At 72.6% G+C, this 21,203-nt stretch carries 19 protein-coding genes; 6 read left to right on the forward strand and 13 right to left on the reverse strand.

Going from position 1 to position 21,203, the window contains the following annotated elements; translation table 11 throughout:
* Positions 1-36 precede the first annotated feature (36 nt).
* The 10 genes from BJ993_RS25430 to gcvT form a co-directional block, all read right to left on the reverse strand.
* Entirely contained in the window at positions 37-1,878 is a 1,842-nt protein-coding gene (locus BJ993_RS25430) for a helix-turn-helix domain-containing protein (protein WP_218864784.1), read from the reverse strand.
* Positions 1,879-1,883: 5 nt separating this feature from the next.
* Positions 1,884-4,511, reverse strand: coding sequence for an FtsK/SpoIIIE family DNA translocase (locus BJ993_RS24150; RefSeq protein WP_179651785.1), 2,628 nt, complete (start codon positions 4,509-4,511; stop codon positions 1,884-1,886).
* A gap of 76 nt (positions 4,512-4,587) precedes the next feature.
* Positions 4,588-6,273 (reverse strand): ribonuclease J, encoded by a 1,686-nt coding sequence (locus tag BJ993_RS24155; protein ID WP_179651786.1) that lies wholly within the window; start codon positions 6,271-6,273, stop codon positions 4,588-4,590.
* Positions 6,273-7,160: a 4-hydroxy-tetrahydrodipicolinate synthase gene (gene dapA / locus BJ993_RS24160; protein WP_036544844.1), complete on the reverse strand. Its 888-nt coding sequence runs from the start codon at positions 7,158-7,160 to the stop codon at positions 6,273-6,275. The genes BJ993_RS24155 and dapA overlap by 1 nt, the downstream gene beginning before the upstream one ends.
* A gap of 71 nt (positions 7,161-7,231) precedes the next feature.
* Positions 7,232-8,170 carry an LLM class F420-dependent oxidoreductase gene (locus tag BJ993_RS24165; RefSeq protein WP_179651788.1) on the reverse strand — a complete coding sequence of 313 codons (939 nt, stop codon included), beginning with the start codon at positions 8,168-8,170 and terminating at the stop codon, positions 7,232-7,234.
* A gap of 68 nt (positions 8,171-8,238) precedes the next feature.
* Entirely contained in the window at positions 8,239-8,769 is a 531-nt protein-coding gene (locus BJ993_RS24170) for a dihydrofolate reductase (protein ID WP_179651790.1), read from the reverse strand.
* A complete protein-coding gene (locus BJ993_RS24175; RefSeq protein ID WP_036544838.1) occupies positions 8,766-9,560 on the reverse strand; it encodes a thymidylate synthase in 795 nt (264 codons plus the stop codon). Before BJ993_RS24175 ends, BJ993_RS24170 begins: the two co-directional genes overlap by 4 nt.
* A 27-nt stretch (positions 9,561-9,587) precedes the next feature.
* Positions 9,588-10,427 (reverse strand): PhzF family phenazine biosynthesis protein, encoded by an 840-nt coding sequence (locus BJ993_RS24180; protein ID WP_179651792.1) that lies wholly within the window; start codon positions 10,425-10,427, stop codon positions 9,588-9,590.
* Positions 10,424-10,681 (reverse strand): hypothetical protein, encoded by a 258-nt coding sequence (locus tag BJ993_RS24185; RefSeq protein ID WP_051932191.1) that lies wholly within the window; start codon positions 10,679-10,681, stop codon positions 10,424-10,426. Before BJ993_RS24185 ends, BJ993_RS24180 begins: the two co-directional genes overlap by 4 nt.
* 3 nt (positions 10,682-10,684) lie before the next feature.
* Positions 10,685-11,818: a glycine cleavage system aminomethyltransferase GcvT gene (gene gcvT / locus BJ993_RS24190; protein ID WP_179651794.1), complete on the reverse strand. Its 1,134-nt coding sequence runs from the start codon at positions 11,816-11,818 to the stop codon at positions 10,685-10,687.
* A 42-nt stretch (positions 11,819-11,860) separates the two neighbouring features.
* Between gcvT and BJ993_RS24195 the strand changes: the two genes are divergently transcribed.
* Positions 11,861-13,357 (forward strand): leucyl aminopeptidase, encoded by a 1,497-nt coding sequence (locus tag BJ993_RS24195; RefSeq protein ID WP_179651796.1) that lies wholly within the window; start codon positions 11,861-11,863, stop codon positions 13,355-13,357.
* Between the two features lie 138 nt (positions 13,358-13,495).
* On the opposite strand, the gene BJ993_RS24200 is transcribed toward BJ993_RS24195, so the two are convergent.
* The gene (locus BJ993_RS24200) at positions 13,496-13,795 is read right to left on the reverse strand and encodes a hypothetical protein (protein WP_036544829.1); all 300 of its coding nucleotides are present in this window, start codon (positions 13,793-13,795) and stop codon (positions 13,496-13,498) included.
* A gap of 154 nt (positions 13,796-13,949) precedes the next feature.
* On the opposite strand from BJ993_RS24200, the gene sucB reads away from it, so the two are divergent.
* Positions 13,950-15,770, forward strand: a complete 1,821-nt coding sequence (gene sucB / locus BJ993_RS24205; protein ID WP_179651798.1) for a 2-oxoglutarate dehydrogenase, E2 component, dihydrolipoamide succinyltransferase — start codon at positions 13,950-13,952, stop codon at positions 15,768-15,770.
* A 63-nt stretch (positions 15,771-15,833) separates the two neighbouring features.
* Here sucB and BJ993_RS24210 read toward each other — a convergent pair whose 3' ends face one another.
* A complete protein-coding gene (locus BJ993_RS24210; protein WP_179651800.1) occupies positions 15,834-16,787 on the reverse strand; it encodes a hypothetical protein in 954 nt (317 codons plus the stop codon).
* A 68-nt stretch (positions 16,788-16,855) separates the two neighbouring features.
* Here BJ993_RS24210 and BJ993_RS24215 point away from each other — a divergent pair, with 68 nt between their 5' ends.
* Complete coding sequence (locus BJ993_RS24215) at positions 16,856-17,764, forward strand: TIGR01777 family oxidoreductase (RefSeq protein WP_179651802.1); 909 nt, start codon at positions 16,856-16,858, stop codon at positions 17,762-17,764.
* On the opposite strand, the gene BJ993_RS24220 is transcribed toward BJ993_RS24215, so the two are convergent.
* Positions 17,742-18,338 carry a hypothetical protein gene (locus BJ993_RS24220; protein ID WP_179651804.1) on the reverse strand — a complete coding sequence of 199 codons (597 nt, stop codon included), beginning with the start codon at positions 18,336-18,338 and terminating at the stop codon, positions 17,742-17,744. The two genes, BJ993_RS24215 and BJ993_RS24220, sit on opposite strands and share 23 nt — an antisense overlap.
* Before the next feature lie 71 nt (positions 18,339-18,409).
* Between BJ993_RS24220 and lipB the strand changes: the two genes are divergently transcribed.
* From lipB to BJ993_RS24235, 3 genes are read left to right on the forward strand one after another with little or no spacing between them, the layout of a single operon-like run.
* The gene (gene lipB / locus BJ993_RS24225; RefSeq protein ID WP_444547292.1) at positions 18,410-19,174 is read left to right on the forward strand and encodes a lipoyl(octanoyl) transferase LipB; all 765 of its coding nucleotides are present in this window, start codon (positions 18,410-18,412) and stop codon (positions 19,172-19,174) included.
* A 55-nt stretch (positions 19,175-19,229) separates the two neighbouring features.
* Entirely contained in the window at positions 19,230-20,156 is a 927-nt protein-coding gene (locus BJ993_RS24230; RefSeq protein ID WP_179651806.1) for an ABC transporter ATP-binding protein, read from the forward strand.
* Positions 20,153-21,151, forward strand: coding sequence for an ABC-2 transporter permease family protein (locus tag BJ993_RS24235; RefSeq protein ID WP_179651808.1), 999 nt, complete (start codon positions 20,153-20,155; stop codon positions 21,149-21,151). The genes BJ993_RS24230 and BJ993_RS24235 overlap by 4 nt, the downstream gene beginning before the upstream one ends.
* Positions 21,152-21,203: the final 52 nt, after the last annotated feature.

Genomic DNA, 21,203 nt, shown 5'->3' on the forward strand with positions numbered 1-21,203 from the left:
TCGCGAGCCGCCGGGGTGACCTGCGCCTCAGGAGGCTCAGGAGCCCTTCTTCGGCGCGATGACCGTCTTCGTGACCTCGACGCCGGTGTCGCCGAGTGCCTTGGCGTCGGCACCGCCCACGGAGTACGTGACCGAGCCGTCGGTGCTGTAGATCCGGATCGGCGGGACCACCTTGAGCTCGCTCGACTGCCCGAAGGCGAGGTTGCCCTCGAAGACGATCTTGCCGTCGGCGTCGCGGACGTTGAGCGTCGCTCCCCCGCCAGCCGCGGTCAGGCGCAGCTTGACCGGGGTGCCCTTGGTGGTCATCTGGGTGATGCCGCCGCTCTGGTTGAGCACCGGCTCCTCCCCGACCGGCGCAGGGCCGCCCATCACCAGCCGGGCGACCGACCAGACCAGGACCGCGCCCATCACGGCCGCGATCATGACCGACCAGTTGCGACCGCCGCGGGTGCTGCGGATCGCGCCGCCGGTGCCCGTCGCCAGCTCGGACTCGAAGACCCGGCGCGGGTCGACCGGGGCGTGGGCGTAGCGCTCGTCGTACGACGCCACGAGCGGCGCCGCGTCGATCCCGAGGACCCGGGCGATGGTGCGCAGGTGGCCACGGGCGTAGAAGTCGCCACCGCAGGGGCCGAAGTCGTCGACCTCGATGGCCTCGATGACGTGCGGACGGATCCGGGTCCGCTCCGAGACCTGGTCGATCGTCAGGCGCAGCCGGTCGCGGGCCGCCTGGATCTCCGGACCGATGACCGGGTCGGGCGACGGGACGACCGCGAGGTCGTCGAGCACGACCGTGACCGACTCCTCCTCGAGCTCGACCGGCGCCAGCGGGTCGAGGGCGTCGATGGGTGCGCTCACGCGGGGGCGCTCGCTCGCGGGCATCTCGACCCGGGCCGACAGGACGGTCGCCCGGCCGGGCTCGACGGGCTCGACGGGCTCGCCGGGCTCGTCCGACTCGATCGCCTCGATCTCGCCGGTGTCCGCCTCGTCCATCGGGTCCACGTCGGGCAGCACGATCTCGTCGGTCGCCTCGGTGTCGTCGGGAGCGGCGTCGTCGGCGGTGTCGGCGTCGTCGGCGGTGTCGGCGGTGTCGGCGGTGTCGGTCGTCGAGGAGCGGCGGATCCACCCCATCCGCGAGCGCAGCCGGTCGACGTCGGCCTCGGGCTCGGGCGGGAGGACCAGCTCGTCGTCGGCGTCATCCAGCTCGTCCAGCTCGTCCAGCTCGTCGAGCTCGTCGGCAGGCTCGTCGTCGCGGCCGGTGAGGCCGGCCGCCACCCGAGCCGCGATCCCGCGGCGCTCACCCGGCGCACCGGAGTCGTCGCCGTAGAGGTCGCTCAGGCTCGGGACGGTACGACGAGGGGTCTCCTCCTCGACGCCTCCGGCGACGACCTCGACCACGTCGGCCCGGCCGTCGGCCAGGTCGGCGAGCACGTCGCTGAGGGAGACCGCCGACGCGCCGACCAGGCGGGTGGCCAGCGTCAGCGGGACCACGAGCTGCTGGTCGTCGTACCCGTCGACGAGGAGGTGGCCGTCACGGAACAGGCCGTGGCGGGGCAGGTGCTCGAGGCAGTCGATCTCCTGCCAGGCGACGCCGCGCCACTGGGCGCCCTGGCGCACCCGGACGCCGTGCTCGTCGGCGACGAGCAGCGGTGCGCGGCTGTCGGACAGCGAGGCGAGGTGCATGCCGGTGACGAGGGCGAGGACGCCGAAGGCCAGCCAGTCGAGGGCGGTGCCGCCGGTGAAGGCGCGCGCGGCGAACGCGACGGTCAGCAGGGCGGCGAAGCCGCCGACGCCGGCCGCGAGGCCGACATTGCGGCGTACCTCCACGGGCTGCCCGGCGACGGGGAGCGGTCGTTCTGCGGTCTCGGTCAGATCGGTCATCTGGGTCACGCCTCCCCCTGGATGGTCATGATCACGGCGTCGAGCTCGTCGGGCTTGACCAGGACGTCGCGTGCCTTGGATCCCTCGCTGGGTCCGACGACGCCCCGGCTCTCGAGGATGTCCATGAGGCGGCCGGCCTTCGCGAAGCCGACCCGGAGCTTGCGCTGCAGCATCGAGGTCGAGCCGAACTGGGTGGAGACCACGAGCTCGATCGCCTGGACGACCAGGTCCATGTCGTCGCCGATGTCGTCGTCGAGGACCTTGCTCGACGCCGCCGGGGCGGTGACGTCCTCGCGGTAGCTCGGCTCGAGCTGGGTCTTGCAGTGCTTGACGACCTGCTGGATCTCCGGCTCGGAGACCCACGATCCCTGGACTCTTATGGGCTTCGACGCACCCATCGGCAGGAACAGCCCGTCACCCTGGCCGACCAGTTTCTCGGCGCCCGGCGTGTCGAGGATGACCCGGCTGTCGGCGAGGCTGGACGTCGCGAACGCCAGCCGGGACGGCACGTTGGCCTTGATCAGGCCGGTGACGACGTCGACCGACGGGCGCTGCGTGGCGAGCACCAGGTGGATGCCGGCCGCGCGGGCGAGCTGGGTGATCCGGACGATCGAGCCCTCGACGTCGCGCGGGGCGACCATCATGAGGTCGGCGAGCTCGTCGACGATCACCAGCAGGTAGGGGTACGGCGTCAGGGTGCGCTCGCTGCCCGGCGGGACCTCGACCTTGCCCTCGCGGACGGCCTTGTTGAAGTCGTTGATGTGCCGGAAGCCGAAGTTCGCCAGGTCGTCGTACCGCATGTCCATCTCGCGGCACACCCACTCGAGGGCCTCGGCGGCCTTCTTCGGGTTGGTGATGATCGGCGTGATCAGGTGCGGGACGCCCTCGTAGGCGTTCAGCTCGACCCGCTTCGGGTCGACCATGATCATCCGGACCTCGTCGGGCGTCGAGCGCATCAGCACCGAGGTGATCATCGAGTTGATGAAGCTGGACTTTCCGGAGCCGGTGGCACCGGCGACCAGCAGGTGCGGCATCTTGGCGAGGTTCGCGACGACGAAGCCGCCCTCGACGTCCTTGCCGAGGCCCGCGACCAGCGGGTGGTGGTCGTTGCGCGCGACGTTGGAGCGGAGCACGTCGCCGAGGGAGACGATCTCCTTGTCGGTGTTGGGGATCTCGACGCCGACCGCGGACTTGCCGGGGATCGGGCTGAGGATGCGGACGTCCTCAGAGCCCACCGCGTAGGAGATGTTGCGCTGGACGCCGAGGATCTTCTCGACCTTGACGCCCGTGCCGAGCTCGATCTCGTAGCGGGTGACCGTCGGGCCACGGGTGTAGCCGGTGACCTGGGCGTCGATGTTGAACTCGTCGATGACCGTCTGCAGCCGGTCGACGACGTCGTCACTGGCCTTCGAGCGGGCACGGTGGGGGTCGCCGGCCTTGAGGGCGGCGGCGTCGGGCAGCGTGTAGACGATGTCGCCGGACAGGGCGAGCTGCTCCACCCGCTGCGGCAGGTCGGCGTGCGGCGGCGGCTCGAGCTCGCCGGTCTCGTCGGCCGGGGCGGGCGCGGTCCGGGCCGCGGCGCGGCGCTCGAGGGCGCTCATGCCGGCGTCGCTGAGGCCCGGCGTGGTCGGCTCGTCGTCGACGAGCGGGATGTCGATCGGCTCGAGGAGCTCCATCGACTCCTCGACGGACGGGTCGGGCTCCGCCTTCTTGCGGCGGCGCTTCTTCGGCTCGGTCAGGACCGGGCTGTCGTAGGCCGGGTCGCCCTCGCGCTCGAAGGCGTCGTCGAAGCGGTAGGCCTGCGTCTCGTCGCCGTCGGCGGCGTGGTGGCGTCCGAGCAGCAGGTCGCCGAGCTCGCGCAGCCGGTCCGGGACGCGGTACAGCGGCGTCGCGGTGATCACCAGGACGCCGAAGAAGGCCAGCAGGGCCAGCAGGCCGATGACCAGCGCCGGCGAGCGGAGCAGGTCGAGCAGGAGGGCCGAGACGACGTACCCGACGGCGCCGCCGCCGTCGCGCAGGGCGGTGGTGTCGCCCTGGGCCGGCTCGGGCGTGCCATTGGCGATGTGGACGATGCCGAGCAGGCCGAAGGAGAAGGCGGACCAGCCGATGATCTGGCGGCCCGCGGGGCCGTTGCCGACCGGGTCCCGCATCACGCGGTAGCCGGCGAGCAGCACCAGCAGCGGGACGAACCAGCCGATCTTGCCGACCGTGCCGGACACCGCCGCCCGGGTGAAGTCCATGACCCCGCCGGGGACCTCGAACCACACCGCGGTGGCGATGACCAGGGCGACCCCGCACAGCAGCAGGCCGAAGCCGTCGCGGCGCTGCTCGGGCTCGATGTCACGGGCGCCGTGCCCGATGCCGCGGGCGACCGCACCGATCGTGTGGGCGAAGGCCAGCCACAGGGCGACCACGCCCCGCCCGAGTGCGGTGAAGGCACGCAGCACCGGCCCGGGGCCGCTGCGGACGGCGCGCGGAGCCGGCCGCCGGGCCGAGTTCGACTTCTTGGCCGGAGGCTTCTTCTTGGTGGTCGTACTACGGGATCGCGAGCTGGTCGTCTTCTTCGCGCCCGAGCGTGAGGAAGGGGTGGTCCTGCTGCGCGACGCCGTCGGGGAAGACGTACGGGTCGCCATGCTCACAACCTACCCACAAGTCCCATGAGTCACAGGGACAACACGCGCGGGGGTTTCGGGGCTGCATGCAGCCGGCTCAGGCCTCCACGACCACCGGGATGATCATCGGCCGCCGCTTGTGGGTGTTGCTCACCCAACGGCCGATCGTGCGGCGCACCACCTGCTGGAGCTGGTAGGTGTCGGTGCTGCCCTCGTCCAGCGCGCGGTTGACGGCGTCGACGATCGGCTGCTTGATGCCCTCGAAGTCCGAGTCCGCCCATGCGTGGCCGCGGGCGTGGATCTCGGGGCCGGCGGAGACCTTGCCGGAGACCGAGTCGACGACCACGATCACGGAGACGAAGCCCTCCTCGCCGAGGATCCGGCGGTCCTTGAGCTCGGACTCGGTGACGTCGCCGACGGACTGGCCGTCGACGAAGACGTAGCCGCAGGCGACCTTGCCGACCACGGAGGCGACGCCGTCGACGAGGTCGACCACGACGCCGTCCTCGGCGTACACGACGTTCTCGACGCCGGTCTGCTTGGCCAGGTCGCCGTTGGCGAGCATGTGCCGGACCTCGCCGTGGACGGGCAGCACGTTGCGCGGCTTGACGATGTTGTAGCAGTAGAGCAGCTCGCCGGCGCTCGCGTGGCCGCTGACGTGCACCAGGGCGTTGCCTTTGTGGACGACGCGGGCGCCGAGGCGGGCCAGGCCGTTGATGACGCGGTAGACGGCGTTCTCGTTGCCGGGGATCAGGCTGGAGGCGAGGACGACGGTGTCGCCCTCCTCCAGGTGCACGAAGTTGTGCGTGCGCTGCGCGATCCGGGCCAGTGCGCTCAGGGGCTCGCCCTGCGAGCCGGTGGAGATCAGCACCTGGCGCTCGGGGGCCAGGTTGGCGAGCTCCTTGGCCTCCACCATCACGCCCGGCGGGACCTTGAGGTAGCCGAGGTCGCGCGCGATGGCCATGTTGCGCACCATCGAGCGGCCGACGTAGGCGACCTTGCGGTCGTACTTCACCGCGGCGTCGAGCACCTGCTGGACGCGGTGCACGTGCGAGGCGAAGCAGGCGACGATGATCCGCTGCTTCGACTCCGAGAACGCCTGCTCGAGCACCGGGGTGATCTTGCGCTCCGCGGTCGTGAAGCCCGGGACGTCGGCGTTGGTGGAGTCGGTGAGGAAGAGGTCGACGCCCTCCTCCCCCAGTCGCGCGAAGGCGCGGAGGTCAGTGATCCGGCCGTCCAGCGGCAGCTGGTCCATCTTGAAGTCACCGGTGTGCAGCACGAGGCCGGCGCCGGTGCGGATCGCCACGGCGAGCGCGTCCGGGATGGAGTGGTTGACCGCGACGAACTCCAGGTCGAAGGGACCGAACGAGATCCGGTCGCCCTCCTTGACCGTGTAGAACGGCGTCTGGCGCAGCCGGTGCTCGCGGAGCTTGGAGTTCACCAGCGCGAGGGTCAGCTCGGAGCCGACGAGCGGGATGTCCTCGCGCTCGCGCAGGAGGTACGGCGTCGCGCCGATGTGGTCCTCGTGGCCGTGGGTCAGGACCAGCGCCTCCACGGCGTCGAGGCGGTCCCGGATGGCCTCGAAGTCGGGGAGGATCAGGTCGACGCCCGGGTGGTGGTCGTCGGGGAACAGGACGCCGCAGTCGACGATGAGCAGCCGGCCGTCGTACTCGAAGACGGTCATGTTGCGGCCGACCTCGCCGAGACCGCCGAGCGGGATGACCCGCAGGCCGTTCTTCGGCAGCTTCGGCGGGGCGGAGAGCTCGGGGTGCGGGTGCGACATCAGAGGAGGCCCGCCGCCTCGAGACCGGCACGGAGGTCGGCGACCTCCGCGTCGTCGAGCGCGAGCAGTGGCGACCTCACGTGCCGGTTGGGCAGCACTCCGGCGAGCTCGAGCGCGGCCTTGGCGGTGGTGGCGCCGTAGTTGGCGACGCCCATGACCGCCTCGTAGGCCGGGATCAGCGTGGTGTGGATCCGCAGCGCCTCGGCGTGGTCGCCGGCGAGGAACGCCTCGATCATCGCCTTGAGCTGCGTGCCCGCGACGTGGCCGACCACCGACACGACGCCGACGGCGCCGTAGGCGAGGTAGCCGAGCGTGTTGACGTCGTCACCGGAGTAGACGGTGTAGCCGAGGTCGACCAGCTGCGCGGTGCGCGAGATGTCGCCGGTCGCCTCCTTGACCGCGACGACGCTGTCCCAGTCGGCCGCGGCGCGGTACGTCGCCAGGTCGATCTTGGTGCCGGTGCGGCCCGGGACGTCGTACAGCATCACGGGGACGGCCGTCGCGTCGACGACCTGGCGGAAGTGGTTGAGCACGCCGGGCTGGCTGGGCTTGTTGTAGTAGGGCGTGACGAGCAGGAGGCCGTCGGCGCCGACCTTCTCGGCCTGCCGGGCGAGCTCGACCGAGTGCCGCGTGTCGTTGGTGCCGACACCGGCGACGATCTTGGCCCGGTCGCCCACGGCGTCCTTGACGGCGGCGAGCGTCTCGCCGTCCTCCGCGCCGGTGGTCGTGGGCGACTCGCCGGTGGTGCCGGACACGACGATGCCGTCGTTGCCGTTGTCGACGAGATGCCTGGCCACCTTCTGCACCCCGTCCAGGTCGACGGAGCCGTCCTCGTGGAACGGCGTGACCATCGCGGTCAGCACGGTGCCGAAGGGTGCAGAAGTCATGCTGTCAGCCTATCGCCAAGGGGCCCGATGACCCGCCTCGCCGCCCCACGCGGGCCTCCCCACCCACTCGGTCACACGTGCGGCATGACCTCCGCGGCGACCAGCCGCAGGTGGTCGAGATCGGCCAGGTCCAGCACCTGGAGGTAGATCCGCTGGCTGCCGAGGTCGCCGAAGCGGCGGATCTTCTCGACCACCTCGTCGGGGGTGCCGGCGAGGCCGTTGACCCGCAGCTCGTCGACCTCCCGGCCGATCGCCTTCGCCCGGCGCGCCACCTCGGCCTCGTCCTCGCCCACGCACAGCACGAGCGCGTTCGACCAGGCCAGCTCGTCGGGGTCGCGGCCGATCTCCTCGGCCGCCTGCCGCACCCGGCCGAACTGCACCGCGGTGAACTCCTCGTCGACGAAGGGCAGATTGAACTCGTCGGCGTAGCGCGCCGCCAGCGCCGGCGTCTTGCGGGCGCCCGTGCCACCGATGAGCAGCGGTACGCCGCCGGCGTGGCCGCCCGTCTGGACCGGCTTCGGCAGCGCCGGGCTGTCGGCGAGCTGGTAGTGCGTGCCGTCGAACGCGTAGCGCCCACCCACCGGCGTCGACCACAGGCCGGTGATCAGCTCGAGCTGCTCGGCGTACCGCTCGAAGCGCTCCTTCGTGTCCGGGAACGGGATCCCGTAGGCGGTGTGCTCCTGGGTGAACCACCCGGCGCCGATCCCCAGCTCGACGCGGCCGCCGCTCATCTGGTCGACCTGCGCCACCTGGATCGCCAGCACGCCGGGGTACCGGAAGGTGGCGCTCGTCATCATGGTGCCGAGCCGGATTGTGCTCGTGTCACGGGCGAGGCCGGCGAGCGCCGTCCAGGCGTCGGTCGAGCCGGGCAGCCCGTCGCCGCTCATGTGGAGGTAGTGGTCGCTGCGGAAGAAGGCTCCGAAGCCGAGCTTCTCGGCCTCGAGCGCGACGGCCAGCAGGTCGTCGTAGGTGGCACCTTGCTGGGGTTCGGTGAAGACGCGGAGCTCCATGGCCCCAGCCTTCCAGCACCGTCCAACCGCGTCTCGTGACGGTCGCTGCGCGACCTCCTCGACGGCGGTCAGGCCCCTGACGAGCCGCCGCAGGCGAAGACCCGCTCCCACCACACGATGGTGAAGCCCTCGCGCGGTTCGCGGCGCACCTCGTTCCAGCGCCCGCGGCTGAACTCCGGGTAGTGCGTGTCGCCCGCCGGCGACATCGGGATCTCGGAGATGACCTGCTCGTCGGCGTACGGCAGGGCGGCGGCGTAGACGTGCGCTCCCCCGCCGATCATCACCCGCCGGTCGGCCGGCTGGTCGCGCAGGAGGTCGTCGGCCAGCTCCAGCGCCTCGGTGATCGAGTGGGCGACCTCCACCCCCTCCGCCGTAAACGACGGGTCGCGGGTCAGCACGATGGTGGTCCGGCCGGGCAGCGGCCTGCCGATGCCCTCGTGGGTGGTCCGGCCCAGCACCAGGACGTGGCCGAGGGTGGTCGCCTTGAAGTGGGCGAAGTCCTCGGAGATCTTCCACGGGATGTCCGCGTCGGCGCCGATGACACCGTTCTCGGCGACGGCGGCCACCATCGTGACCCGCCGCCCGGCAGGGGTGCTCATACCGCGATCGGGGCCTTGATCGCGGGGTGCGGGTCGTAGCCCTCGACGCTGATGTCCTCGAGCTCGAAGGCGTCGATCTCGGTGACCGCGGGGTTGAGCAGCAGCTTGGGCAGCGGCCGCGGGTCGCGGGTCAGCTGGAGTCGGGCCTGCTCGAGGTGGTTGGAGTAGAGGTGCGCGTCGCCGAGGGTGTGCACGAAGTCGCCGACCTCGAGGCCCGCGACCTGGGCGACCATGTGGGTCAGCAGCGCGTACGACGCGATGTTGAACGGCACGCCGAGGAAGACGTCGGCCGAGCGCTGGTAGAGCTGGCAGCTGAGCCGGCCGTCAGCGACGTAGAACTGGAAGAGGCTGTGGCAGGGCGGCAGCGCCATGTCGTCGACCTGGCTGGGGTTCCACGCCGAGACGATGTGGCGCCGGCTGTCGGGGTTGGTGCGGATCTGCCGGATCACCTGCGCGAGCTGGTCGATGTGGCCGCCGTCGGGGGTGGGCCAGGAGCGCCACTGGGCGCCGTACACGGGGCCGAGGTCGCCGTTCTCGTCGGCCCACTCGTCCCAGATGGTGATGCCGCGCTCCTGCAGCCAGCGCACATTGGTGTCGCCGCGGAGGAACCACAGCAGCTCGCCGAAGACCGAGCGGGTGTGGATCTTCTTCGTGGTGACGAGCGGGAAGCCGGCGGTCAGGTCGAAGCGCATCTGGTGGCCGAACACGCTGAGCGTGCCGGTGCCGGTGCGGTCACCCTTCTCGGCGCCCTCGTCGAGGATCCGCTGGACGAGGTCGAGGTACTGGCGCACGACGTCAGCCTAGTTCGGGGACGGAGCTCAGAGCGTGACCGTCCCGTGAATCGTGCTGAGGGTGTCGCCGCCGACCCAGATCGTGCCGTCGTCGGCCGTGGTGACGTGGACACGTCCGCGGCGGCCGAGCACGGTCCCCTGCGCCGCCGTGTACGACGCCGGGAGCACGCCGCCCGCCAGCCACTGCGCGAGCGAGGCGTTCAGCGAACCGGTCACCGGGTCCTCGGTGATGCCTGCGGCGTGGGGCACGAACGCGCGGACCTCGACGGCGCACTCGGAGCCCTCGGGCCACGGGCCCACGACGCCGACGTCGACCGGCAGGGTCATGAAGTCGGGTGTCAGGGCGAGGACGTCCTCGGCCGACGCCAGCCGGACGCCGACCCAGCCGGGACCGTTGTCGGCCCAGGCGATGTCGAGCACGTCGTCGCGGGTGATGCCGAGGGCGACCACGATCCGCTCCACCAGCTCGTCCTCGACCGGGCCGGAGCGCAGCAGGTCGGGCGCGGCGAAGGCCAGCCGGCCCTCGGACTGCCGCAGCTCGACGAGCCCGACGCCGCACTGCTGCACCAGCCGCTCCCCCGCCGGCACACCGCCCGCCTCGAGCCAGGCGTGGGCCGAGCCGAGCGTCGGGTGGCCGGCGAACGGCAGCTCCATCGACGGGGTGAAGATCCGCAGCCGGTAGTCGGCGGCGGGGTCGGTCGGCGCCAGCAGGAAGGTCGTCTCGCTGAGGTTGGTCCAGCGGGCGAAGGCCTGCATCTGCGCGTCGGTGAGCCCCTCGGCGTCGTGGACGACGGCGACGGGGTTGCCGAGCATCGGCTCGGCGGTGAAGACGTCGACCTGGCGGAAGGGGCGCGAGGCGGCGCTCATGCCGAGAGCGACATCGGGCCATAGACCTCGCGGTCGGCCTCGAAGAGGGTCACCTGCGCGACACCGGCCTCGGCCAGCTCCTGCCAGGTCTCGCCGACCCACGACTCGGCGTCGCCCTGGCTCGGGAAGGTCTGGTCGGCCAGGTCACCGGAGACGGCGACCTCGGCGCCGCTGGCGTCCTCGAGGCGCCAGCGCCACGGCTGCTCGGTCGGCGGGCGGAAGCTGGAGGAGCCGGGCTGCTCGGGGAGGTTCATGGCTCAAGCCTCCCGCACCGACGGCTGGACGAACGGCGGCTTCGTCACCTGGAAGACCTCACCCCGGCCGCGGACGTCGACGGTGACCTCGCCGTCGTCGGCGACGACGCTGGAGAGCAGCGCGAGGGCGATGCCCTTCTTGAGGGTCGGCGAGAAGGTGCCGGAGGTGACCTCGCCGAGCAGCACGTCCGGGGAGAGGCGGACGCCCATGTGCGGGCGTGGGATCGCCCGGCCGGTGGAGACCAGGCCGACCAGCTTGCGGCGGGCGCCGGCCTCCTTCTCGGCGAGCAGCTTGTCGCGTCCCCAGAAGGCCGGCTTCTTCCAGCCGACCGCCCAGCCGAGGCGGGCCTCGTTGGGGGTGATCGACGGGCCGATGTCCTGGCCGTGGAGGGGGTAGCCCATCTCGGTGCGCAGCGTGTCGCGGGCGCCGAGGCCCGCCGGCACCAGCCCGTGCGGCTCACCGGCGGCCATCAGCGCGTCCCACAGCGCGGGGGCGACGGCGCTCGGCGCGATCAGCTCGTAGCCGCGCTCGCCGGTGTAGCCCGTGCGGCACACGATGACCAGCGAGTCGGGGTCGGGGTCCGCGTCGCCGGCCTCCCAGGGCGCCTCGACGAAGGTGAGGTACTCGTGGCCGACGGGCAGGCCCACGCCGGCCACGACCTCGTCGGCCTTCGTGCCCTGGACCGCCAGCACGACGTAGTCGCGGTGGTGGTCGACCACCTCGACGCCCGCGGGCGCGGCCTCGACGAGGCGGCGGCGTACCTCCTCGTTGTTGGAGGCGTTCGGGACCACCAGGACGTGCTCGTCGTCGCGGTAGTAGGTGAAGACGTCGTCGACGATGCCGCCGGTCGCGTCGTCCACGACGAGGCTGTACTGCGCCTTGCCGGGGCCGATCCGGTGCAGGTCGTTGGTCAGCGTGGAGTTGAGGAACTCGACGGCGCCCGGGCCGCGCACGACCAGCTTGCCGAGGTGGCTGACGTCGAAGATGCCGACGCCCTCGCGCACCGCGGTGTGCTCCTTGACGACGCCGGTCGGGTACTCCAGCGGCATCAGCCAGCCGCCGAACTCCGAGAACTTGGCGCCCAGCGCCTCGTGCCGGTCGTGGAGCGGGGACTGCAAGGGGGTCGCATCGGCCATGCGTCGGAATCTATTGCATCGGCCGGTCGATATCCTGCGCCGGTGACGACCTTCGCACTGCGCACCGCCAGCCCCGCCAAGACCAAGGCGGAGGCGGTCGTGGTCGGCGTGCGGCCCGACGGCACCCTGGCCGCAGGCGCCGAGGACGTGGCGGCGGCGTACGGCCGCAAGCTCGGGGGCCTGCTCGCCACCGTCGGCGCGAAGGGTCGTCCGGGCGAGGTCGCGAAGGTCCCGACCGGCGGCACGATCGCCTCTCCCCTGCTGGTCCTCGTCGGCCTCGGCGACGACGTCGACGCCGCAGCGGTACGACGGGCGGCCGGCAACGCCGCGCGCGCGGTGACGAACGCGGCGTCGGTCGCCCTGGCCCTGCCCGCCGACAGCCCCGAGCTGGTGCGGGCGGTCGTGGAGGGCTACCGGCTGGGCGGCTACGCCTTCACGTCGTACAAGAGCAAGCCGGGGACGCCGACCACGCCGGCCGAGATCGTCGTGCTGACGCCGTCGGCCAGGAAGGCCGAGATCGCGGCCGCCGTCGAGCCGGCCCAGGTGGTCACCGACGCGGTCGTCGCGACCCGCGACTGGGTCAACACCCCGCCCGCCGACCTGACCCCGCCGCTGTTCGCCGACGCGATCGTGGCCGCGGTCGAGGCCGCCAACAAGGACCTTCCCGCCGGGTCGCGGATCAAGGCCGAGGTCCTCGACGAGGCCCGCCTGGCCGAGCTCGGCTGCGGCGGCATCCTCGCCGTCGGCGCCGGGTCGGCGGCTCCCCCGCGCCTGGTCGAGCTCAGCTACGCCCCCAAGGACGCGGTCGCCCACGTCGCCCTCGTCGGCAAGGGCATCACCTTCGACTCCGGTGGCCTCTGGATCAAGCCCGCCGCCAGCATGACCACGATGAAGGAGGACATGGCCGGCGCCGCCGCCGTCGTCCAGGCCACCATCGCGGCCGCCCGGCTCGGCCTTCCCGTCCGCCTCTCCGTGTACGCCGCCCTCGCCGAGAACATGGTGGGCGACGCCTCCATGCGCCCGGGCGACGTGCTGACGACGTACGACGGCACCACCGTCGAGGTCAGCAACACCGACGCCGAGGGCCGGCTGGTGCTGGCCGACGCGTTCGGCCGCGCGGTCGAGGCGGAGCCCGACGTGCTGGTCGACATCGCGACCCTGACCGGGCACATGGTGCTCGCGCTCGGCGACCGGATCGCCGGTGTGCTCGGCGACGAGGCCGTGGTCGACGAGGTGCTCGCGGCGGCTGCCGCGGCCGGCGAGGACGCCTGGCCGATGCCGATCCCGGACTACTACGACTCCCGGATCCGCAGCAGCACGGTCGCCGACCTCGCGCAGTACGACGGCATCCGGTGGGGCGGCGGCATCTTCGCCGCGGCCTTCCTCCGGGAGTTCAACGGCGGGCTGCCGTGGGCGCACCTCGACATCGCGGGGCCGACCTTCAACAAGGGCGGCGGCAACGGCTACCTCGCCCCGGGCGCGACCGGCTACGGGGTCGCGACGCTCCTGGAGTTCATCCGAGGTCGCGCCGGTCGCTGACGCCGTCGCGAGCGGCGTGAGGCGCGTGCGCTCGCAAGGCGCGGGCGCGAAGGCATGCTGGACGCACGTCGAGCGTCTGCAACGACGCGAGCGTGCGCGCGTCGCGACGCGCAGCAGGCGCCAGCGACCGGCGGGACCTCACTGGTCGCGCCGCAGCTGCTCCTTCTGCGCCTGCCTGACCCGGGAGTTGTAGTCGCGCATCCGCTGCGGGACGCCGACCACCGCCGCGTCGTACGACGGGACCTGGTGGCGGTTGCAGAAGTCGTGGGCCCACTTCACCGAGGGCACCCGTCGGCGGGTCCACTCGCCATCGTGGGCGACGAGCAGCAGGGTGACCTCGCTGACCGCGGTGCGCGGCTCGACGAAGCCCTCGACGCCGCGACGCTCCTGCACCCACGTGCGCAGGTGCTCCTCGTCGCCACGGCCGGCTGCGCGCACGCGTGTGGAACCGGTGCGTGCGTCCCCCGTGGGGTTACTCATCCGTAGCCTTGATCCGCCACGGAAGCGGTCGAACAAACCCATGCCACAAGTGTGCCCGAACCGCGGGTGGCCCGTTGCCAGTTGCAACACCCGGGGTGCAAGGATGGCTCCCATGGCGACCGAAGTCACTCTCCCCGCGCTCGGTGAGTCCGTCACCGAAGGCACCGTCACCCGCTGGCTCAAGCAAGTCGGCGACCAGATCGCGATCGACGAGCCGCTGCTCGAGGTCAGCACCGACAAGGTCGACACGGAGATCCCGTCGCCCGTTGCCGGCACGCTGATCGAGATCCGGGCCAACGAGGACGACACGGTCGAGATCGGTGCCGTGCTGGCGGTCGTCGGCGAGGCGGGCGAGTCCACCGGCGCCGCGCCGGCCGCCGCTGCCGAGGAGGCTCCGGCCCCCGCCGCCGAGGAGGCGCCCGCCCCCGCCCCGGCCGAGGAGGCGCCCGCCACCCCCGCCGCCCCCGAGGAGCCGTCGGCCCCCGAGGCCCCGGCCGCACCCGCCGCCGGTGGCGCCGCCAGCGGTACGGCGGTCACGCTGCCCGCGCTCGGGGAGTCGGTCACCGAGGGCACGGTCACCCGCTGGCTCAAGCAGGTCGGTGACGCCGTCGCCGTCGACGAGCCGCTGCTCGAGGTGAGCACCGACAAGGTCGACACCGAGATCCCGTCGCCGGTCGCCGGCACGCTGCTGGAGATCAAGGCCGCCGAGGACGAGACCGTCGAGATCGGCGCCGAGCTCGCGATCATCGGCTCCGGCTCCCCGGCTGCCGCGCCGGCCGCTCCCGCCGCCCCGGCCGCCCCGGAGCCCGAGCCGGCTCCGGCCGCCGCTGCTCCCGAGCCCACCCCGGCCCCCGAGCCGACCCCGGCGCCCGCGCCGACCGCGGTCGACAACGCCCCGGCACCGGCTGCCCCGGCACCGGCCGCGCCGGCTGCTCCGGCCGCCCCCGCGCCGACCCCGTCGCCCGCCGTGGCCCAGGCCGCGGCCGCGTCGGTCGCCGAGGACGGCCCCGGCTACGTCACCCCGCTGGTCCGCAAGCTCGCCGCCCAGCACGGCGTCGACCTGGGCCAGGTCAAGGGCTCCGGCGTCGGCGGCCGCATCCGCAAGCAGGACGTCCTCGACGCGGCGGCCGCCGCCAAGTCGGCCGCCCCGGCCGCCGCCGCACCGGCTGCTGCTGCGCCCGCCGCTCCCGCCGCGGCTGCGCCGAGCGCCTCGCCGTCGCCGCTGCGCGGCCAGACGGTCAAGATCTCGCGACTGCGCAAGATCATCGCCGAGCGGATGACCGAGTCGCTGCACATCTCGGCCCAGCTCACCCAGGTGGTCGAGGTCGACGTCACCAACATCGCCCGCCTGCGCGAGTCGGTGAAGGACGCCTTCCTGGCGCGCGAGGGCGTCAAGCTGTCGTACCTGCCGTTCTTCACCAAGGCGGCGATCGACACCCTCAAGCAGCACCCGGTGCTCAACGCCACCCTCGACCTCGAGGCCGGCGAGATCACCTACAACGACCGCGAGAACGTCGCCTTCGCCGTCGACACCGAGAAGGGCCTGCTCACGCCGGTCGTCAAGGACGCCGGCGACCTGTCGATCTCCGGCATCGCCAAGAAGATCGCCGACGTCGCCGAGCGGACCCGGACCAACAAGATCGGTCCCGACGAGCTCTCCGGCGGCACCTTCACGATCACCAACCTGGGCAGCTTCGGCGCCCTGTGGGACACCCCGATCATCAACCAGCCGCAGGTCGCCATCCTCGGCCCCGGTGCCGTGGTCAAGCGTCCCGTGGTGATCGACGACGAGGACCTCGGCGAGACCATCGCCGTGCGCCACATGGTCTACCTCGCGCTGACCTACGACCACCGCGTGGTCGACGGCGCCGACGCCGGCCGCTTCCTGCGTGACCTGAAGAAGCGCCTGGAGTCCGGCCAGTTCGAGGTCTGATCCCCGTACGACGCACGAAGGCCCCTGCCGCTCCGGCAGGGGCCTTCGTCGTACGACGGACGCTCAGCGGGTCGTGAGCCGCGACGTCGTCCGGTACGACGTCTCCACCCGCTGGCCGCCGACCTCGACGACGGTGCTGCCACGGCCGCTGCCCTGCGAGGTGAGCGGCGAGACCAGCCCGGTGCGCCCGACCAGGGTCCCTCGCGCCGTGCCGGAGCCCTCGAGCACCTTGCCGCCGACCGTGTCGCCCGGCGTGGTGGTCGACCTGCCGGTCATCGCGAGCTCGTAGCCGTCGTCGCTCAACGCGGTGAGGCGGTAGGTCGACACCATCGACTGCTCGACGCCGCCGACCGTGAAGGTCGTGGTGGCCCTCCAACGCGCACCCACGCCGACCTCCTCGTCGGGGAAGGCGGCGAGGCTGGCGTAGCCGAGCGACGAGATGTTGTCGAGGAGCCGCGAGACGAGGTCGGGCGCGTCCGGCGAGACCTCGACCTCGCTGGCCAGCACGGTCCCGTTCGGGGCGTAGGAGACCGTGGCCGTCGTGCCGTCGAGGAGCTCGACCGAGGCCTGCGCCTGCGCGACCGCGTCGGCCGGCAGGTCGCCCGGCTCGACGGTGGGCTTGCCGTAGACGACCTCGGCCTCGATGGCGGTGTCGCTCACGGCCGACACGGTCGTCGTGAAGGGCACCGTCATCGGCAGCGTGAGCTCCTGCCCGGCGGTGGTGGTCGTCGCCGTCATCTCGATCGTGGTGGTCTCGGTGTGCCCCTCCTCGACCTGCAGCAGCACGACCCGCCGCGGTGCGCTCCCCTCGTCGAGGAGCTCGACGTCACCGGTCAGGGGCAGGTCGGCGTCGGGTGCCACGTCCGCGGTCGGGTCGGAGGCCGTGGAGCTGCCGCCGACCGGCCGCGAGCCCTGCTTCGGCTCGCCGCCGTCGTCGGAGCCGCACCCGGCGAGGGCGAGCACGGCGACGGTCGCCAGGACAGCCGTACGACGGGATCGGCAAGGGGCGTGGCGCATGGATCTCCCTCCAGGGCTTGTGCGTGGCACAGGCTGCCACGTCATCGCCCGGGTGGCAGGCTTTCGACGTGACCTCCTCCCCTCGCCTGTCCGTCGTCGTCGCCGGCTCGTCCGGCTTCCTGGGTCGCCACCTCGTGACCGAGCTGCGCGAGCGCGGCCACACCGTCACGCCGCTCGTGCGCCGCCCGGCGCGCTCCGGGGAGTCGCCCTGGGACCCGCAGGGCGGGAAGGTCGACACCGCCGTCGTGCAGGGAGCCGACGTCGTGGTCAACCTCGCCGGTGCACCCCTGGTCGGCAACCCGCACTCGAAGAAGTGGGAGCGCGACGTCCTCGCCAGCCGGGTGACGACCACCCGCCTCCTCGCCGAGACGATCGCGGCCGCGCCGACGCCGCCGGCGCTGGTCAACGCCTCCGGCGTCAGCTGGTACGGCGACCACGGCTCCGCCGCGCTCACCGAGTCCTCCGACAGCCGTGGCCACGCCTTCCTCACCCGGGTGGCCCGCGAGTGGGAGGGCGCGACACAGCCCGCCGTCGACGCCGGCGCCCGCGTCGTCAGGCTGCGGACGGCGCCCGTGCAGGACCGGGCCAGCCAGCCGCTGAAGTCGCAGAGCCTGCAGTTCAAGGCGGGCCTGGGCGGGCGGATCGGCAGCGGCGAGCAGTTCTACCCGGTGATCTCGCTGCGCGACTGGGTCGCGGCCGCCGCCTTCCTCGTCGAGCACCCGACCGCCTCCGGGCCCGCCAACCTGTGCGCGCCGACGACCGCGACCAACAAGGAGTTCACGGCGACCCTCGGCCGACTGGTCCGGCGACCGGCCTTCTTCGCGGTGCCCTCCCCCGTCATCCGCGTCGCGGCGGGCCCGATGGCGCCCGAACTGCTCGGCTCCCTCAACCTGCGACCGCAGGCGCTGCTCGACCTGGGCCACACCTTCGCCGACCCCGACGTCGAGGCGGTGCTCAGAACCGGCCTCTCGGGCTGAGGTCGGCGGCGCCGGCCTCCACCTCGAGGGCCGACGCCAGCCGCCAGTCGGCGCCGGTCCTCCGGAACTCCAGCCGCCGCCGGGTCGCCCCGTCCCGCGGCAGGTCGGTACGCCGCCCGTCGGGGCCGACCGCGACGGCACCCACGAGCCGGTCGGTGACCACCAGCACCAGCCGCCGGGAGGTGCGCAGGCGCAGCTCGACGGCCAGCACCTGCATGGCCATCCCCTCCACCCGCAGCCCACGGGCGGTCCACCGGCGCAGCATCGCCACGTCGGCCCGGCCGGCCGCCGATCCGTGGGCGTACAGGTCGCGCAGCGCGGCCGGATCTCCCGCCTCCCATGCCGCCGAACGCGCCCGGTCCCAGTCGCGGAGGACGGCCAGCGACCCCACGGCATCGACCACGCCGATGTCGCGGGCGGCGGGCGCGACGGCCGTCGTGGGGGCGGCCTTCGTCGTACGGGATGGAGGGTGGTGGACGACGGCGACCACCACCACGGCGAGGGCCAGCAGCAGCACGACCGCGGCACCGACGAGGACCGCGGCGGGGGCCGAGCGTGGGGCGGGGATCCGCATGCCCCGATCCTGCGCCTTCGCGGCGCGACGTGGGTCCGGTCATCCACAGCCCCGGGAGTACGCTGGCGATCGTGACGCTGGACTTCCGGGAGGCCGGGCTCGGCCCCGACGCGATCGAGTACATGGCGGCCTGGGAGCTGCAGCGCGAGGTGCACCAGCAGGTCGTCGACGGCGCCCTGCCCGACACCGTGCTGCTGCTCGAGCACCCGCCGGTCTTCACCGCCGGCAAGCGCACGAAGCCCGCGGACCGGCCGGCCGACCCGGGCGGCGCGCCCGTCATCGACGTCGACCGCGGCGGTCAGATCACCTTCCACGGCCCTGGCCAGCTGGTCGGCTACCCGATCGTCCGGCTGCCCGACCACGTCAAGGTCGTCGACTACGTCCGCCGCGTCGAGGAGGCGCTGATCGCGGTCTGCGCCGACTTCGGCGTCACCACCGCCCGCGTGCCCGGGCGCAGCGGCGTGTGGTTGAAGGCCGACGAGCGCGGCCCCGAGCGCAAGATCGCGGCGATCGGCATCCGGGTCAGCAAGGGCGTCACGATGCACGGCTTCTCGCTCAACTGCGACGTCGACATGGGCTGGTACGACCGCTTCGTCCCGTGCGGCATCTCCGACGCCGGGGTCACCTCGCTGACCCGCGAGCTCGGCCGCGACGTCCCGGTCACCGAGGTGCTCGAGTCGGTCCGGCGCCACCTCGCCGACTACCTCTCCTGGCGCGCGTACGACGCCACGCCCGACTACGAGCCGCGGCCCGACCCCGCCAAGGTGCCGGCAGCGTCACGAACGGAGCCCGACGCGCCCGTCGGCGTGGCGGTCCTCACCTACCCCGCTCGCTGACCCCATACTCGGTATTCATCGGCTGTGGGGCCGGTGGGTGCCAGTGGGAGGCAGGATGAGCGATCTCGTGATCGAGACCAGCGGGCTGCGCAAGGAGTTCCGCTCCGTGCGGCGCGGCGTGCGCGTCGCCGTACAGAACCTCGACCTGGCGGTCCCCGCCGGCGGGGGTGTCCACGGCTTCCTCGGGCCCAACGGCTCGGGCAAGACCACGACGATCCGGATGCTGCTCGGGCTGGTCCGCCCGACGCGCGGCACGATGCGGCTCTTCGGCGAGCCGGTGCCGCAGCGGCTCCCCCACGTCATCGGCCGGGTCGGCGCGGTCGTCGAGTCGCCGAAGTTCTCCCCCAACTTCAGCGGCCGGCTCAACCTCGAGCTGCTCGCCGGCTCCATCGGTGCGCCGAAGGCGCGCGTCGACCAGGCGATCGAGACCGTGCAGCTCTCCGGGCGCGAGAAGGAGAAGTACAAGTCGTACTCCCTCGGCATGAAGCAGCGCATCGCCATCGCCGCCACGCTGCTCAAGGACCCCGCGCTGCTGATCCTCGACGAGCCGACCAACGGCCTCGACCCGGCCGGCATCCGCGAGATCCGCGAGACCATCCGCGGCCTCGGTGAGGCCGGTGTGACCGTCCTGCTCAGCTCGCACATCCTCGCCGAAGTCCAGCAGGTGTGCACCTCGGCCACGATCATCGGCAACGGCCGATTGCTCGCCTCCGGGCGGGTCGACGACCTCCTCGGCACCAGCACGGTGCACCGGGTGGTCGTCGCGGACCCGGCCCGCGCGGCGGAGGCACTGGCGCGGGCCGAGCTCGCCGCCACGGTCGACGGCGACGCCCTGCGGGTGGACGCGGCCGACCCGGCGCGGATCACCCAGGTGCTCGGTGAGGCCGGCATCTGGCTGAGCGAGCTGACCCCGCTCCGGCCCGACCTCGAGACGGTGTTCCTCGAGCTCACCCGCTCCGAGCAGCTGGGCGGTGCCCAGTGAACGCCTACGTCCGGCTCCTCCTCGTCGAGGTACGCCGTTACCTCCGTCGTCGTGCCGTCCAGCTGCTGATGGCGGCCTGCGTCGCCGTACCGGCCTTCATCGGCGTGGTGACCATCCTCAACACGCAGCCGCCCTCCGACGCCGACATCGCCCAGCTGGAGCGCGATGCGGAGATGAGCCGGCAGTCCGAGCTCGACTACTGCACCGAGAACCCCACCGACTGGGGCATCGAGGCCACCGGGGAGGACGCTGCGGCCGCGTGCGCCGCGCAGATCCCCGACGCCGACGAGTACGCCGACGAGTACGGCTACTACGACACGCTCCGGCTCCGTGACGAGGAGAGCAACTCGGGTGTCGCCGTCGCCTCGGTCCTCGCCATCCTGCTCCTGCTCGCCGGCACGACCTTCACCGGTCACGACTGGAACAGCGGCTCGGTCAGCAACCAGCTCCTCTTCGAGCCGCGCCGGACCCGCGTCTGGACGGCGAAGGCCCTGGTCGCGACGGGCGGGGCGCTGCTCGTGGCGGCAGTCGTGATGACGGCGTACTGGGCCGTCCTCGGCCTCGTCGCCGGCTCCCGCGACACCCTCGCCGACGGCGACCTGCTCCACGCCTTCCAGATGGGCTGGCGGTCGGCCGGTGTCGCCGCCGCCTCCGCGCTCCTCGGGTTCGTGCTGACGATGCTCTTCCGCAGCACGGTCGCGACGATCGGGATCCTGCTGGGCGCGTCGGTCGCCGGCAGCCTGCTGCTCGCCGCCGTCGGCATCAGCGAGCGGTGGAACCCGGCCGTCAACCTGCTCGCGCTGATCGACAACGGGACCACCTACTGGTCCGAGGACGCCTGCTCCGACGAGGGCAGCGAGGTCGACGGGTACGACGGCTACTACGACTGCGAGGAGGTGGTCACCTTCGGTGACGCCTCGCTCTACCTGGGCTCGTTCCTGCTGGTCGGCGGCGTCGCATCGTTCGTGTCCTTCGGCCGCCGCGACGTGCCCTAGCAGCGGCTACTCACCAGTCGGCTCGCGATGCCGGGGGCGCATGGGGCCAGGA

Origin of the sequence: Nocardioides aromaticivorans, from assembly GCF_013408525.1 — a bacterium.
GTDB lineage: Bacteria > Actinomycetota > Actinomycetes > Propionibacteriales > Nocardioidaceae > Nocardioides > Nocardioides aromaticivorans.